Origin of the sequence: Priestia sp. BR_2, assembly GCF_041954005.1 — a bacterium.
Lineage (GTDB): Bacteria > Bacillota > Bacilli > Paenibacillales > Paenibacillaceae > Paenibacillus_AQ > Paenibacillus_AQ lautus_A.
Genome location: NZ_JAVFHM010000218.1, coordinates 22,052 through 38,231, shown reverse-complemented (window position 1 = coordinate 38,231; position 16,180 = coordinate 22,052). Strand labels below are relative to the sequence as shown.

Below are 16,180 nucleotides of genomic sequence, written 5' to 3'. Positions count from 1 at the left end.
CTAGGTTAATTCTTCATGGCCTTAAAAGATTCCTCCGCGGCCTCAAGCGTTGCCTCGATGTCCGCATCCGTATGGGCCGTGGTCATGAACCAGGCTTCGTATTTGGAAGGGGCCAGGTTCACGCCGCGGTCCAGCATGTGGCGGAAGAAGGCCGCAAAGGCTTCGCCGTCGGTATCCTGCGCTTCGTCATAGTTCGTTACCGGATGATCGCAGAAGTGCGTGGAGAAGGAGCCCCGGATGCGGTTGATCGTGAGCGGAACGCCATGGCGGTCTGCGGACGCTTGCAGGCCTTCCGTCAATTTGATGGTCAAGCGCTCCATCTCCTCATACACGCCTTCGCCCTGCAATACCTCCAAGCAGGCGATTCCGGCCGCGATGGAGGCCGGATTGCCAGCCATGGTTCCCGCCTGATAAGCCGGGCCGAGCGGGGCAACCTGCTCCATCACGTGCTTCCGGCCGCCGTAAGCGCCGATCGGCAGTCCGCCGCCGATGATTTTGCCGAGAGCCGTAAGATCCGGCTGAATCGCCTCGTGATTGGCCAGACCCGCATAGGTTTGGGTGGATCCGTAATGGAAGCGGAAGGCGCTGATAACTTCGTCATAGATGACCAGCGACCCGTTGTCGTGCGTCATCTGGCACAGGCCTTCGAGGAATCCCGGCTTCGGCATGACCATTCCGAAGTTGCCGACGATCGGCTCGACCATCACGGCAGCCACATCTTCGCCCCATGCTTCGAGGGCAGCGCGCAGGCCTTCCAGATCGTTGAAAGGAACGGTAATGACTTCCGTGGCAATGCTGGCCGGGATGCCGGCGCTGTCCGGAATGCCGAGCGTGGAAGGCCCGGAGCCCGCAGCCACGAGGACCAGATCGGAGTGGCCATGGTAGCAGCCGGCGAACTTGATGATTTTGTTGCGCTTGGTGTAAGCGCGGGCGACCCGAATCGTGGTCATGACGGCCTCGGTGCCGGAATTGACGAAACGTACCTTGTCCATGGACGGGATGGCTTCCTTCAGCATTTTGGCCAAGGTAATTTCAAGCTCCGTCGGCGTTCCGTATAGGGTGCCGTTTTGGGCAGCCGCCGTGATCGCCGCCGTAATATGCGGATGGGCGTGTCCGGTAATGATCGGGCCGTAAGCCGCCAAGTAATCGATATATCGGTTGCCGTCCTCGTCCCAGAAGTGGGATCCGCTTGCGCGTTTCATGAAGACGGGGGCACCGCCGCCTACGGCTTTAAACGAACGGGAGGGGCTGTTTACGCCGCCTACGATATGCTGCAGCGCTTCTTGATACAGGGCTTCGGAACGGTTTCTTGAGGTTGACATGATAGTAAAACTTCCTTTCTTCATGAAGCAGGACAGGAAGCTAGATTGACGTAGCGCCCTGTCCTGATTGCTGTAAGTGTATTAGTTGCGATCCGTTGTCGCAGATGGTGTTGCGGAGCTTTCAGAGTCGCTGTTCTCGGAGTCGGTATTCCCGGATTCGGTGTTCCCGGAATCACCTTCCGTGCCTTCGCCGCCTTCGGTCTCGGGGTCCGGCGTCGGCGGGTTCATGATGTCCTGGATATACTGCTTCAGCGTATCCGGATTGCCGACCGTTAAGACGGCGGCGCCGCCGATATGTTCTTCCTTCAGGAGTTTCATCGGTGGTACCTGCTCGCTGCCGCTCATTTTGCTCTTGTAGGCGACGTTCGCAAGCTTCCACATATCCTCGACATCGAGATTCGTATCAATATAAGGGCTGACGGACTTCAGGATGTCCGGAAGCTTCATGATGGAAGTGGTGGTCTGCATTTTCTTGGCTACGGCCTTCAGGAGCTCGCGCTGCCGCTCGGTGCGGGTGAAGTCGCCCATCGCATCATAGCGGAACCGGACGTATTGCAGTGCCGCGTTGCCGTCCAGATGCTGCATGCCTTGCTTCAAATCAATGTCGTACTCGTTCTTGTCGGCTTTACTTGAATAACTCATGTCCTTCTCCACGTAGAAGTCCACCCCGCCGACGGAATCAACCAGCTTCATGAAGCCCTGGAAGTCCGTATAGACGTAGTATTGAATCGGTATGCCCAGCAGATCGCCTACCGCCTTCATGGCCGTGTTCGGGCCGTGCGTGATGGCCGTATTGATACGGTTTCTGTCATACCCGGGTATTTCTACGTAAGTATCGCGCAGAATAGAGAATAAGTGCATTTTCTTTTTTACGGGATCAATCGAGGCAACAAGCATACTGTCGGAACGAGGAATTTCCCCTTCCTCGAAACCGCGCGCATCGACGCCCATCAGCAGAATGTTAACCGTCTCCTTGCCTTCCCACTCCGGCGGGGCAGGGACTTTGGCATCCACCTTCTCGATTTCCCGAAAAGGGGAGGCTTCGCCAGTTTTCTGAAGACTTTGCAAGCCGTCATAAAACGAGGCCGCATAATAGATGCCGTAACCGATGACGGCGGCCAGTATGATGCTGACACTCCATATAATCGTCTTCTTTGTTTTTTTGGTCATTGGGTTCTTCCTTTCGGATTACGCTGATGAATAAATTCGATAGAACATTTGAACATTCGACATTCATTCTATTATAATTTTTTTCGAAAAGACAATCAATTTTACGGGCCTAAAGTCCGTATAGCAGGAGTTGAGCCTTATCGCAGACCAAAAGCAGTTGAAGATTGGAAGCAAGGTGCCGGATTTTTCACTTCCGGCTTCGAACGGGGAGAAGGTAGCATTAAGCGATTTTCGTGGGCGCAAAGTCGTGCTGTTCTTCTATCCGAAAAATATGACCCCAACCTGCACCGAGGAGGCTTGCAGCTTCCGGGACAACTATGATGCGTTGGAGCAAGCCGGCGCAGTCGTGATCGGGATCAGCCCCGATCCGCTGAAATCCCACGCCAAATTCATCGATAAGCATAGCCTGCCCTATTTGCTCTTGTCTGATGAGGAGCATAAGGTAAGCGAAATGTTCGGCGTATGGCAGATGAAGAAGATGTTCGGCCGTGAATATATGGGTATTGTACGCTCAACCTTCTTGATTGATGAGACGGGGAAGCTGGCCGGCGAGTGGCGGAAGGTGAAAGTGAAAGGCCATGTCGAAGCGGTTCTCGCAGCCGTGCTGTCATAGCTATATATGAAGAACGGTCCCTCGGCATGCCTGAACAGGCATGGTAAGGGACCGTTTTTTTCGAATATATCTTGCAAGCAGGGAGCCTCGAATGAGGGGCTTATCACCTAAATCAGAGGATTTGGCCAACCTGAATGAATCAGAACTTCAAGAACGTACCCGTCCGATATTCGCGGAAGGCTTCGTTCACTTCTTCCTCCGTGTTCATGACGAAGGGACCGCGGGCCGCCACGGGCTCCCGCAACGGCTCGCCTGCGTACAGAACAAAGCGAAGAGGCTCCGCAGCCGCTGCCCGTATTTCGCTAGGTTTTCCGTCGATTCCAGCGCCCAGCCACAACACCTGGCTTTTAGCCGCGTTTACGCCATTGCCTCCGAAGGTTCCGCTGCCCTCAAGGATGTAGATGAAGCCATTATAACTGCCGGGCAGGTCCTGCGCGATGGAAGCGCCGGGCTCCAGCAGCACCTCGACCATCGTGACCGGAACATGATTTTCGGTGGCGGATACGACATCGCCGGAAGAACCGGAGAAGACTCGCACAACCGCGCCATCCTCTTGTCGGATCGGCATATCCGCGCCTTTCAGGTTCTGGTAGCGGGGAGTCGTCATTTTCTGCTCGCGGGGCAGATTGATCCAGAGCTGCAGGACGTGGGCCGTTATGCCTTCTGACGGCACTTCGTTGTGGATGACGCCGCTTCCCGCCGTCATCCACTGCACGTCTCCAGGCCCTAGCACGCCGCCCTTGGAGAGGCTGTCATAGTGTTCAACGGTTCCATCGATGACAAAAGTAACGGTTTCGATTCCCCGATGGGGATGGTCGTCGAATGAACCGGCCTGGAACTTGTCCTCCATCATCCCGAGAAACGGATCGGCTTTGCTCCAGTTTCCAAATTCGATGACGGGTCCTGAGGCATGGATGGAGCTGTGCCGCCGAAGAACGACATCCCGGACTTCCGTAATATCACGCTGAATGACCGCTTGGTGATTCATATGTCTATCATCCCTTCCGAGTTCTGGATTTGAATTCAGTTTACTAGTAATGTGAATAGGAATCAAGGGACGTAAGAAAATATCAGATTCTAGTCTTTTTTTGAATCGCCCTCCATATAATCTATCAGGAAGCCGAACTCATAGAAACGATGGAGGTAGAATTGATAATGAAAAATATGGTGCGGGTTACATCGATAGCGGTATTCTTCGGCGTTGTGGCAGTGCTGATCATGATCGGCATGGGACTTGAGGTTCAGGCGCCGATGGCAGACTATGCGGAGCAGGCCCCTTTAGCAGCGGCACCCCTGACAGCAGTGCCAGAGCAGAATGTTCAAGCAAAGACCCTGGAGGCAAGCAAGCCGGTCGTCACCACTGCAATCAAGAAACCATCGGCTGTGAACGCCGCACCTGTTCAATATAAGAAGAAGCAAAGCGACAAAACGGTATACCTGACATTTGATGACGGACCATCGGATTTAACGCTCGACGTGCTGGATATTTTGAAGCGGGAAGGAATCAAAGGCACGTTTTTTGTACTGGGCAAGGAGGCGGAGACCCGTCCCGAAATTATCAACCGCATCTATGAGGAAGGCCATGTGATCGGGAATCATACATATGATCATCGTTATGACGAGCTCTACGGGCATTTTCAGGATTTCTGGGGACAGATCAAGAAAACCGAGGAAATCATCCGTTTGATTACAGGGGAACGGCCGCAGCTGGTCAGAGCTCCCGGGGGGACGGCCGGACATTTCGACGAAGCTTATTTTCAATACATGAAGCAGGGGGGATATCATGTATTCGATTGGAATGTCGACAGCGGCGATTCCAGGTATAGGGGCGTCCCGGCTAAAGACATCGTAAAGGGGGCGACCACGAAAGTGAACGGCAAGGAGGCGATCGTGCTTCTCCATGACGGTAAAGGCCATACCGAAAGCGTCAAGGCTCTGCCTGACATTATTTCTTATTATAAAAAGCAGGGCTATGCCTTTGACGTGCTGTCTCCGGAAACCGAGCCCGTTCAATTTCGTGCTCAGCAGACCGCCCGCAAGGCTTCACAGCCTTCACAGCAGTGGGTTCGCGAGCACGTCGCCGTCAACGCCGCGTTATTCGAGACCGGGCGAACGCTGGCCGTGGAATTCGGAGGGCTTGAAACCGCGTTTGCGGCAGGCGAATACAAGCTGGTCGACGGCCGGCTGATGGTTCCGCTGCGCGCTTTGGTGGAGCGGCTTGGCGGAAGCGTATCCTGGAAGTCTCACAACAAGACCGTGCAGGTGACGCTGGCAGGGAATCGCTGGGAAGCCGATCCGGTGGAAGGCTTGCTGTTCCCCATGCAAACCGGCGGCAAGCCGGTGTCCTCCGATGTTCATTTAATCGGCGGCACCGCTTGGATTCCGCTTCGGGAAGCGCTTGACTTTTCCGGCCGACCTGTTACAAGAGTGACATATGAAGAAGGCGAGTATCGCGTTCTAACTTTGTAGTCGAAAATTGTATTTTATGTTTGTAATTATGCTTCACAAGTTATAGACTAGTACTTAGAGATATTTATCACAATCCCTAAGATTGTTTCAGATAAAGGAGGGGGAAGTTTCCCCCTGCTTTATTTTTGGCGATAGTGAGTCACCCATAAGTTCGCACTTTTGTAAGTGATGCATAATAGATACCGGTTATCCCAAAATTAAAGCTAGCCGGTACGATCGTCGCCAAGTTCATCTTGGGAATTCACTTAAAGAAAAGGAGGCAATTCATTATGACAGAAACATCTTCTCCACAGCCGTCCGAAACTCCGGAAAATGTTGTAGGAAACCAAGAAGCTGCGGCGTCCAGCCGTCCTGATGTGCTGCTCGAACAACTGCTCAAGCCCGAGGTTCAGGAATCCCTCACAACTCTCGTGGACAATCTTCCAAAACTTACGGAAATGCTGACCGTCATGACTAAGGCGTATGACTTCGGTAAATCCGTAGCTACGGATCCCGTGCTAGCGGAAGACACCATGGCTTCCCTGAGCGGATTCGCGAAGCCGATCACGACAACAGCAAAAAGCGTTGCATCTGCAGCCATCGAAGCCGGAGACCGCGTACACGCTCAAGGCGACCAAGCTCAGATCGGCGTATTTGGTCTGATGAAAATGCTGAAAGATCCTCAGGTTCAAAAGGGTCTTCGCTATGCTCAGGCTTTTTTGGACGTTCTTAACGAGCGCGACCAACAAAACAAGCGTTAATCCATAAATCATACGAAGAACGGAGGATGGTCATGTCTAAACATATTTTAATTTTGGGCGGAGGCTATGGCGGCTTGCTTAGTGCGCTTTCTGCACGCGAGCATTTTGGTGCTGCCGCAAAAATCACGCTGATCAACCGTTTCCCAACCCATCAGATCATTACGGAATTGCACCGTCTGGCAGCAGGCAACATCGCAGAGAAGGCAGTAGCTTTGCCGCTCGACAAGCTTCTGCGCGGCGCGAACGTTGACCTGCGCATCGGCAACGTTAAGGAAATCAAGCCGGATGAGCGTTCGGTTTCCCTCGACGACGGCGGAAACTTTACCTATGATGCCCTGGTTATCGCACTGGGCAGCGAAACGGCATTCTTCGGCATTCCGGGACTGCAAGAGAACAGCTTTATTCTGAAGTCCGTGAACGATGCTAACCGTCTGCGTGCTCATGTGGAGTCCCGCATTGCGGAATACAGCAAAACCAAAAACAAAGCGGACGCTACCATCGTGGTTGGCGGCGGCGGCTTGACAGGCGTTGAGCTTGTTGGCGAATATGCCGATATGAGAAGCGAGCTGGCTCGCAAATACGGTATCGACCCACAAGAAATCACGCTTTATTGTGTTGAAGCAGCTCCTTCCATTCTGCCGGGCTTCCCTGCAGAACTGGTTGACCGTGCGACAACAAGCCTGCAAAAACGCGGCGTGAACTTCCTGACCGGATTGCCGATTACCAAAATGGACGGCACGACCGTTGAACTGAAAGACGGCAGCACGATTGAAACCAGCACCTTGGTATGGACTGGCGGCGTACAGGGCAACTCCGTTGTGGCTAACTGCGGCATCGAAGTCAACCGCGGACGTGCGGTTGTCAACGAATTCCTGCAATCCGCTTCCCATCCTGACGTATACGTTGCCGGCGACAGCGCGGTTGTTATGGGACCGGAAGGCCGTCCATACCCGCCAACGGCACAGCTGGCATGGCAAATGGGCGAGCTGATCGGCTACAACATCTTCGCTCAATTGAACGGCGGCGCACCGGCTTCCTTCAACCCGGTATTCTCCGGTACGCTCGGCAGCTTGGGACGTAAAGACGCCATCGGCACCATCGGCGCCAACAAAACCCAATTGAAAGGTCTGCCTGCAACCTTGATGAAGGAAGCAAGTAACATGCGTTACCTGTCCCACATCAACGGTTTGTTCACGCTGGCTTACTAAGCCTGGAAGGCGACATTATATCCAAATACAAGAGATGGACCCGGAATGATTCGGGTCCATCTTTTTTTATTGCGCAGCCCAAACATAAGCGCATGGACTTAGGGACAACGTCAGGAAAACATAATACGATGGATACACCCGAAGCGAGGATGCAAGCAGGGAAGGAATTCCCGGGCGCCGCTCCCGACGGGATGTGGGAGAAGGAGGTAAGAAAGGGCAGAATGGATGAGCGTCCAGAGCGAAGAAGAAAGAAGGTCAGATAGTTATGTAAGCGCTATCTCAAATGTTCGCAATTTTCATTTCATGAAACAGGAGGGAGCATGTATGCGGGGATACCGTCGTCTTCATTCGATCGTGATTCAACTGTTTTTGTTTTTTTTCATCGGCACAACACTCCCGGTTCTCATCATGGGTTTCCTTTCGTATCACAAATCGGCCTCGATCGTGGAGGAGCAGGTCAGTAAAGTGGCTTCCCTCACGATCACCCAAGTCAGCGACAAGCTGAACATGTTCTTCAAGAAACTGGACGACTCCTCGATGATGGTGCTGAACAGCAAAGTGGTTCACGGCATACTGGAGGATCAGGATATCAGTAAATACGACCTGACGTTGAAGGTGAAGGAGGGGAAGGACCTGCTGACGTCCATCATGATTAATTCGCCGGAGATCTTGGATGTATACGTGTTTGACGTGCAGCGGAACAATTCGGTCCTGAGCGCGGATTCCTTGATGTCCATCCCGGACCAGTGGGATTCGCCTTGGTATCGGGCGATATTGGAGGCGAACGGGCAGGCGGTATGGTTCGGCTTGTCGGATACCTCCTACCTGAAGCAAACGGGAATGGGATTTCCCGTGTTCGGGCTGGGCCGGGCAATCCGGAGCTGGGATACGGGGGAGATCGTCGGGGTGATGTTCATCGAAATTATGGGGGATGTCCTGATCGATGAATTAAACCATGTCCAATTCGGCGACACGGGGTATATGTACGTGGCGAATGACGAGAATCGCTACTTTTACCATCCCGATCCATCGATGTACGGGAAGCAGTCCAGGATCAAGCTGCCCTCGGGTTTGACGGAATACAACCTGAATAACAACAAAACGCTGATGATCCCCTCGCGCCTGAACAACGGCTGGCATGTGGTCGGCATGGTGCCGCTTAAGGAACTGACGGCCGATTCCGCCAGCATCCGGAGTTTCACGGTCTGGATCGTATTCGGATCGATTCTGGCCGCGATCGGCATCGGATATTTCATGACGAGGAGAATCGGCAATCCGCTCGTTCAGCTGAGCCGCTTGATGCGCAGAAGCGAGGCGGGCGATTTATCGGTCCGCAGCAAGAACGTAGGTCCCAGCGAGATCGGTCAGCTGGGCCGAAGCTTCAACAAAATGATAGAGCAGATCGACCTGCTCATCAGGCGGATCGCCGCGGAGGAGTCCGAGAAGAAAAAAGCCGAAATCCGCGCGCTGCGGTATCAGATCAATCCCCATTTTCTCTACAATACGCTGAACTCGATCCGCTGGATGGCCAAGCTGAATCGAACGAATGACGTGGACCGATCGGTCACGGCCCTGGTTCATCTGCTGGAGGGGAGCCTGGAGCGCAACGGTGTGTTTATAAGGCTTGGAGATGAATTGGAGCTGCTTCGGAAATATATGATCATCCAGAATTACCGTTATGACCACCCAATCGAGCTGCGGATCGATTGCCCCGAGGAAATGGAGGACCTCCACGTTCCCCGGATGCTGCTGCAGCCGATCGTGGAGAATGCGATCTTTCACGGAATTGCCCCGCTTGATGAAGGGGGCGTCATTCAGATCCGGATAATATTGCAGCAGCAGGATGTCATGGTGCAGATCGAAGACAACGGAATCGGCATTAAGCCTGAACGGATCAAGGGACTGCTGTCGTATGAGCAGGATCACTCCAAGCATGGCATGACCCATATCGGCCTGCGTCATGTTCACCAAACGGTCCAGCTGTATTACGGCAGCAGGTACGGGGTATGGGTGGAAAGCACGGAAGGCGGAGGCACGAGGGTCACGGTCACGTTTGCGAAACAAAGGGGGGACGATTATGTACAGAGTGCTGCTCGTGGATGACGAAGCGATCGCGCGTACGGGACTGCGCTCGACCTTCGATTGGGAGAAATACGGTTACCGGCTTGTCGGGGAGGCCTCCAATGGACAACGGGCCATGAAATGGATCGTAAACGGGGATCTGGACATTCTGATCACGGATATCGCGATGCCGGTCATGGACGGCCTGGAATTGACCCGCCGGACAAGGGAGCTTTGTCCATGGGTGAAGGTACTGCTGCTCAGCTGTCACAGCGATTTCGAATTCGTGCGGGAAGGCATCAGGCTTGGCGCATCGGATTATATCCTCAAGCCGACGCTGGACGCGGACTCCCTGGTCGCCGTGCTTGATCACATGCGATCGAAGCTGGAAGAGGAGAAGCAGATGCAGCGGATTCTGACCGAGCATGAGCAGCAGCAGCGGCTGAATAAGAAGAAGGCTGCCGGAAAAATGCTCTTTCAGGCGCTGTCCGGTGAGCCGGACGCGCTCGCGAAGCTGGATGCATGGAACCGTAACGGCCCGTACCTGCTGGCCGTGCTCCAGCTAGATTCGGACCTGGGCGGTGCCGCGGCCGGGGGACAGCCAAAGGATTGGCAGGAGGAGATCGAACGGTTCATGGGACAGTTATACGACCAGGCGCCGGAGGCGCTGGCAGCTCGGCTGGAAACGGACCGGATCGCAGTCTGCTTACCGTTAAGGGATGAAGCAAACGGGCAGGCTTCAGAGCACGAAGGAGCTATCCGCCTGCCGATCCGGAGCACGATGGGGCTCAGCAGGAGATATAACAGCATGGATAAGCTGCAAGAAGCGTTTAGAGAAGCCGCTGAAAGCCTGGAGGGCCTCTTCTTTCATCAAGATCAACAGATATTGCGGGCAGAGGAGCTTCCCCTGACCGATGCCGATTCGGCTCAGGAGAGACAAGCTGCCGAGCTGCATGCCTTAAGGGCCGCGCTGACCGTCGGGAACATGGACATAGGCGAGGAACGTCTGCAGTCCATTATGCAGCGCTGGCGTCCCGGACGGATGAAGAAGCCGGCGGTCCTCCGGGAAGCAGAGGAGCTTCTGAGCTTGCTTGCTATGTTTCATCTTCCCGGCGGCCCGCCGCTTCCGCAGATCGGGGAGGTGGGCAAGCTTCGCTCGGTGGAGGAAGTGAAGAAGCTGGTGGCGCATGGCTTCCATGCGTTGCGGGAGGAAGCCATGCGCCACCCTGTACCGGAATCCACGCTGCATGAGCGGATCGTGCTGCAGGCCGTCCGATATATTAAGGCGCGATTTACCGAGCCGATCTCCCTGCAGGAGGTGGCGGACGAAGTGGCAGTCAGCCGCAACTATTTTAGCGAATTGTTTAAGCGCGTCACGGGACATAACTTCATTGACTATGTCATTGATCTCCGCTTGAAACGGGCCAAGGAGCTGCTTTCCACAACATCGCTGCGTGTGTATGAAGTGGCGGATCGTTCCGGATTCAATGACGTCAAATACTTCAGCAAGCTGTTCAAGAAAATGGTAGGCATGACGCCAGCTGAGTACCAGGGACAGCATCGAAAATAAGCGGGATTTCATAGGATCGGAAAAGAAACCACTTTTTCGGAACATAATCCGTTCAAAAGCTTTTTGCCAAAATTTTATAATTAAAGCGTTTACAAAAGCTATGCCAGCGAGTCCAAATCTGGTTTGAATGGAGGAAATGAAATGACAAGGAAACAGGTGAGAGGGTCATTGCTTGCAATCATTCTTCTACTATCATCCATACTCCAAGCGTGTGGAGGCGGCGGAACATCAGAAGGCGGGGAGTCCGGAAGCGGCGAGAAGGTCAAGATCAAATGGGCGACCTGGGGAAATCCCGGCGAGCTTAGCCGCTTTCAGGAGCTGACGAAGGAATTTAATAAGAATCACTCGGACATTGAGGTCGAATTTATTCCGATTCCGGGCGAGTATGATCAGAAAATATTAACCCAATTAACAGGCGGGACGGCTCCGGATATCTTCTATGCAGGCGACGCCCTGGTCGTGAAACTGATCGAGAATCAGAGCATTGAGAATTTGACGACGTATATGGAAGCTCCGGAAAGCGTGATCAAGAAAGAGGATTATTTCGAAGGCTTGTGGGGCGCAGCCGTGCGGGATGACCAGATCTTCGGGGTACCGGTGGATTGTAACCCGATGGTGCTGTGGTACAACAAGAAGGTGCTGAAGGAAGCAGGGATAACCGAGATGCCGGCCGATCTTCAGGCGAACGGACAGTGGACCTGGGACAAATTCCAGGAGATGGCGGACAAGATCAGGGACAGCAAAAAGTACGGCTACGTGCTGGATAACTCCTGGAACAGCTACCACAGTTGGGTTACTTCCAACGGCGGCCGGGTGTACGACGACGAAGGGAATTTCGTAGCGGCTTCGGATCCGAAGGCGATGGAGGCTTTCCGCTTCCTGTACGACAACGTGAAATCCAAAAACATCACCTTCTCCGGCACGCTTCCGAAAGGGCAAGGCGGGGACGCCATGTTCATGTCCAACCAGGTCGGATTCGTTGCTGCAGGCCGCTGGTACCTGCCGCTGTTCAAGAAGAATCAAGGGCTAGAATATGACGTGGTCACATGGCCAACCAATACCGGCAATAAGATCGAGCCGGCCGGTATTCCGACCGCCTACATGGTGATGAACAAGGCATCGAAGAATAAGGAAGCGGCATACACCTTCTTCTCCGAGTACGTAAGCAAAGAGGGCCAACGCTTCCGCCTGCAGGGCGGCGGCAATGCCGTCCCGTCGGTACAGGGAACGGATGAGGTGGTGCTGGAAGGGAATCTGCCGGAGCACGCCCAGTTATTCCTGGACGCGCGCGAGATCGGGTATTCCCTGACTCCGTTCGAGGCGGGCATTCCCGGGCTAAGCCAGGATATAACGTCCAAGTTCGAGGCGCTGTGGCTGAAAGATCAGGAGCTTGAAAGCTCCTTGAAGGATATACAGGATATGGCCAACAAGAAAATTCAGGATTACAAGAGCGGCAATAATTGATCCAGCTCTGGGGAGGAACGGTGAGATGAAATGAACACGCAGCCTGCAGGAAGCTCCGGAGCCGCTCCTTCTCCGGAGCGGTTTCCGGAGAGGAGAACAACCTTAAAGAGCAAGACGTCCGACGGTTTGTGGGGGTACTTTTTTATCTTTCCCCAGATGATCGGTTTGATCGCTTTTTCATTGGTTCCGCTCATCTCGGCTTTTGTCATCAGCATGATGAACTGGGACGGCATGGGGGCGAAGAAGTTTATCGGACTCCAAAATTTCGTGTCCCAGCTTCAGGATGAGGAGTTCCACATCGCTTTGGTGAACACGGTGTATTACACGATTCTGTCGGTACCGACCGGCATCGTTCTCGCCATGCTGGTGGCGGTGGGCTTAAACCGGGTTCGCGGAAAGATTCTGTACCGGCTGATCTACTTCATGCCGAACATTACGATGTCCGTCGCCGTGGCCGTCGTGTTTATGTGGCTGTTCAACGCCGACTTCGGCCTCATTAACATGTACCTGCAGCAGTGGTTCGGGATAACGGGCCCCTCCTGGCTGACGGATTCCAGGTACGTGATGCCTTCGATTGCCCTGCTGAGCGTCTGGATGGGGCTGGGAGGCAACATGGTGCTGTTCCTGGCCGGACTTCAGGGCATATCGAGAAGCTATTACGAGGCGGCCGAGATTGACGGCGCCGGCAAATGGCAGCAGCTGATCCATATTACGATTCCGCTGCTGTCCCCGACGACCTTTTTCGTGACGATCATGTCCATCATCGGTTCCTTTCAGGTGTTCGACCAGTCGTTTGTCATGACCTCCGGCGGACCGGCGAAGGCCAGTTATACGCTTGTCTATCACATCTACGAGACGGCCTTTGCGGACTTTACCTTTGGCAAGAGCACGGCGTCGGCGGTCATCCTGTTCGTGATGATCCTGTCGCTCACCTTGTTCCAGATGAAGATGTCCAAGCGGTGGGTGCATTACGAAGACTGACGATTCGAACCTAGGAAGGAGGAAAACGAATGATACATCGGGGATTGAGGATGTCCACCGTGGTGCTGCATATCGTGCTGATTTTAGGCGCCTGCCTGATGGCCCTGCCGTTTGTGTGGATGGTGCTCAGCTCGCTCAAGGATTTGTCGCAAGTATTCGTCGTGCCGCCCAAATGGATTCCGGATCCGTTCATCTGGTCCAATTATAAGGATTCGCTGACGGCCCTGCCGTTCGGTCGCGCGTATTTCAACAGCTTCTACATCAATATCATCGTGGTGGTTTCACAGCTGGTTACCTGCTCCATGGCGGCTTATGCTTTTGCCAAAATCACGTTCCCGTTCCGGGAGCCGCTGTTCGTCCTGTTTCTGGCAACGATGATGGTTCCGGGACAAGTGACCATTATTCCGCTCTATCTGATCATGAAAAATATCGGGTGGCTGGATACGCATCTGGCGATTATCGTCCCTTCTGCGCTGCTGAACGCCTTCGGGGTATTTTTGCTCCGGCAATTCTTCAGGGGCATTCCGAAGGAAATGGAAGAGGCGGCCATCGTGGACGGCGCGAATCGCTGGACGATCTACGCACGGATCATGATTCCTCTTATCAAGCCGGCTTTATCGGCACTCGGGATATTTACCTTCCTCGGGATGTGGAACAACTTCTTTAACCCGCTGATTTTTCTCAGCAGCACGGATAAGTTTACCGTGCCGATGATGCTGAATTTGTACCGGGGCATGTATGCAACGGATTGGACGCTGATGATGGCGGGGGCTTCCATTGCGCTCGTCCCGGTGCTCATCGTGTATATCATCGGGCAGAAATATATTATTGAAGGCGTTACGTTATCCGGGATTAAGGGATAGGCCAGCTTGAGCAGACCGTAAGCGGGGTTCCTTTGTACAAAGGAACCCCGCTTACGGTTATTTGTGTTTGTGTTCCTGTAGTATATTCTCATAGATATACTAGTATGGTAGTATAAGTAAAAATGAGTGCGCTTACATTATTCGCTTGGTAAAGGAGGACGAGGGTATTGTTCAATGTACTTCTGGTGGACGATGAACCATGGGTTCTGGAAGGACTTCGAACCATGATCGATTGGAACCGGTTTGGATTTCAAATATGCGGAGAAGCCCTGAGCGCTCCGGAAGCGCTAAAGTTAATGGAACAGTTGAAGCCCGAGCTGGTGATGACGGATATCCATATGCCAGTCCTGAACGGCCTGGAATTGATTGAGCACAGCAAACGGATACTGCCTCTTCCTCCGAAATTCGTTATTTTGAGCGGATATGATGATTTTGGATACGCGCATCAAGCCATGCGCCAACGGGTTGCCGAGTATTTGCTGAAACCGATTGATGACGAGGAGATCGAGGCAGTGCTTGCCAAGCTCAGCCATGAGATCCAGGACGAACGAGACGCTGAACGCAGCAACCGGAAGAAAGCCGGCCTTGCCGTCCATTATTTGTTGAACCGGCTCATTCGGGAAGAGTTGAGTCCTGATTTGGCCGAGCAAGCCAGCAATGCGATGCAAATCCAGGGCGAGCCGCTGCTGCAGTGCCTATTGATTGAAACAGGGATTACTGAAACGGGAGTGGATTGGATCGAATGGATGACCGATTACGGGCCCCCGAGCTTACTGGGATGCTTCCAGGACAATAGCGGGAGCATCGGAGTGGTGCTGCATGTCGAGCATTCGACTCCGGATGAGGTCATGGAGACTGCGCTGCTGTTGCAGTCTGCTCTGGCCCGGGAGCTTGAAGGGCCGGTTATCGTGGCGTTAAGCGGCACAGGGGAGGGAATCCAGGCGATCGGAAAGCTTTACAGGCAAAGCGCGGAGGTGCGCGACGATAAGCGAAGCCAAGGCCGAAGCGGCGTGTTTTGTTGCCAAGAACCGAGAGGAGCCGAGCGGCTCCGGGGACTTCCCTTCGGATGGATGGACGACTTGCTTTCCATGATTATGGCGGGGGAGCATGCGTCCATCGAGTCATGCTTGGCGCGAATTTTTACGGCCATGCCCGATCATCTCCTCCACCTGAGGGCTTTTCAAGCCGATGTGGCCGATCTGGAATTGAAGCTGTGTCGAAGAATCGCGGAAATGAATGGAGATCCGGATCTATTCATGAACCGGCTGCAAAGGAAGCTTGGTCATCTGAGTGATGCTTGCCATAAAGCGCCGTTGAAGAATTATATGCGGTTGCTCGCGTTTGAGGCCGCTTCGCAGCTGGAAGAGTTAAGCAAGCTTAACGAGCATAACACCATTTATCAAGTGATTCAGTATGTCGACCGGGAGTACCGGAGCAGGCTTCAGCTTCAGGATTTGGCACGGCATTTCCATATGAACGCCACCTATTTGGGCCAGCTGTTCAAGAAGCATGCTGGCAAGCCGTTCAAGGAATACCTGAATGACAAGCGGATCGAGGAGGCCAAGCTGCTGCTGAAACGGAGCGGAATGAAGGTTTCCGAGATTGCGCTCCATGTCGGGTTCCCGAACGCGGACTATTTTATCCATAAGTTTAAGTTGACAACCGGGATTCTGCCCTCGAATTACAAGAATCATGTTGAAAGCAAGCAGCGCTAAACCG

The 16,180-nt window shown here is 53.7% G+C and carries 14 protein-coding genes; 11 read left to right on the top strand and 3 right to left on the bottom strand.

What is annotated here, in order from left to right; all coding sequences use genetic code 11:
- Nucleotides 1-5: 5 nt before the first annotated feature.
- On the bottom strand, nucleotides 6-1,322 hold the full coding sequence (locus tag RB298_RS15790) for a glutamate-1-semialdehyde 2,1-aminomutase (RefSeq protein WP_486047556.1): 1,317 nt from the start codon (nucleotides 1,320-1,322) through the stop codon (nucleotides 6-8).
- A gap of 81 nt (nucleotides 1,323-1,403) precedes the next feature.
- Nucleotides 1,404-2,492, bottom strand: a complete 1,089-nt coding sequence (locus RB298_RS15785; protein ID WP_486047555.1) for an LCP family protein — start codon at nucleotides 2,490-2,492, stop codon at nucleotides 1,404-1,406.
- A 130-nt stretch (nucleotides 2,493-2,622) separates the two neighbouring features.
- Between RB298_RS15785 and bcp the strand changes: the two genes are divergently transcribed.
- Nucleotides 2,623-3,105, top strand: coding sequence for a thioredoxin-dependent thiol peroxidase (gene bcp, locus RB298_RS15780; protein WP_486047554.1), 483 nt, complete (start codon nucleotides 2,623-2,625; stop codon nucleotides 3,103-3,105).
- A gap of 139 nt (nucleotides 3,106-3,244) precedes the next feature.
- On the opposite strand, the gene RB298_RS15775 is transcribed toward bcp, so the two are convergent.
- The gene (locus RB298_RS15775; protein ID WP_096776991.1) at nucleotides 3,245-4,093 is read right to left on the bottom strand and encodes a pirin family protein; all 849 of its coding nucleotides are present in this window, start codon (nucleotides 4,091-4,093) and stop codon (nucleotides 3,245-3,247) included.
- 167 nt (nucleotides 4,094-4,260) lie between these two features.
- On the opposite strand from RB298_RS15775, the gene RB298_RS15770 reads away from it, so the two are divergent.
- From RB298_RS15770 to RB298_RS15725, 10 genes are all read left to right on the top strand, one after another.
- A complete protein-coding gene (locus tag RB298_RS15770; RefSeq protein ID WP_486047553.1) occupies nucleotides 4,261-5,574 on the top strand; it encodes a polysaccharide deacetylase family protein in 1,314 nt (437 codons plus the stop codon).
- 269 nt (nucleotides 5,575-5,843) lie between these two features.
- Nucleotides 5,844-6,314: a DUF1641 domain-containing protein gene (locus tag RB298_RS15765; protein ID WP_009591098.1), complete on the top strand. Its 471-nt coding sequence runs from the start codon at nucleotides 5,844-5,846 to the stop codon at nucleotides 6,312-6,314.
- Between the two features lie 32 nt (nucleotides 6,315-6,346).
- Nucleotides 6,347-7,522 (top strand): NAD(P)/FAD-dependent oxidoreductase, encoded by a 1,176-nt coding sequence (locus RB298_RS15760; protein WP_009591109.1) that lies wholly within the window; start codon nucleotides 6,347-6,349, stop codon nucleotides 7,520-7,522.
- 128 nt (nucleotides 7,523-7,650) lie between these two features.
- Entirely contained in the window at nucleotides 7,651-7,785 is a 135-nt protein-coding gene (locus RB298_RS15755) for a hypothetical protein (RefSeq protein ID WP_486047552.1), read from the top strand.
- Nucleotides 7,786-7,846: 61 nt separating this feature from the next.
- On the top strand, nucleotides 7,847-9,625 hold the full coding sequence (locus tag RB298_RS15750; RefSeq protein WP_486047551.1) for a sensor histidine kinase: 1,779 nt from the start codon (nucleotides 7,847-7,849) through the stop codon (nucleotides 9,623-9,625).
- The gene (locus tag RB298_RS15745) at nucleotides 9,600-11,153 is read left to right on the top strand and encodes a response regulator (RefSeq protein ID WP_486047550.1); all 1,554 of its coding nucleotides are present in this window, start codon (nucleotides 9,600-9,602) and stop codon (nucleotides 11,151-11,153) included. Before RB298_RS15750 ends, RB298_RS15745 begins: the two co-directional genes overlap by 26 nt.
- 141 nt (nucleotides 11,154-11,294) lie before the next feature.
- Entirely contained in the window at nucleotides 11,295-12,617 is a 1,323-nt protein-coding gene (locus RB298_RS15740; protein ID WP_486047549.1) for an ABC transporter substrate-binding protein, read from the top strand.
- A 30-nt stretch (nucleotides 12,618-12,647) separates the two neighbouring features.
- Complete coding sequence (locus RB298_RS15735; RefSeq protein WP_036664374.1) at nucleotides 12,648-13,598, top strand: carbohydrate ABC transporter permease; 951 nt, start codon at nucleotides 12,648-12,650, stop codon at nucleotides 13,596-13,598.
- 29 nt (nucleotides 13,599-13,627) lie between these two features.
- A complete protein-coding gene (locus RB298_RS15730; protein WP_012819052.1) occupies nucleotides 13,628-14,461 on the top strand; it encodes a carbohydrate ABC transporter permease in 834 nt (277 codons plus the stop codon).
- Nucleotides 14,462-14,628: 167 nt separating this feature from the next.
- Nucleotides 14,629-16,176, top strand: a complete 1,548-nt coding sequence (locus RB298_RS15725) for a helix-turn-helix domain-containing protein (RefSeq protein ID WP_375121890.1) — start codon at nucleotides 14,629-14,631, stop codon at nucleotides 16,174-16,176.
- Nucleotides 16,177-16,180 lie beyond the last annotated feature (4 nt).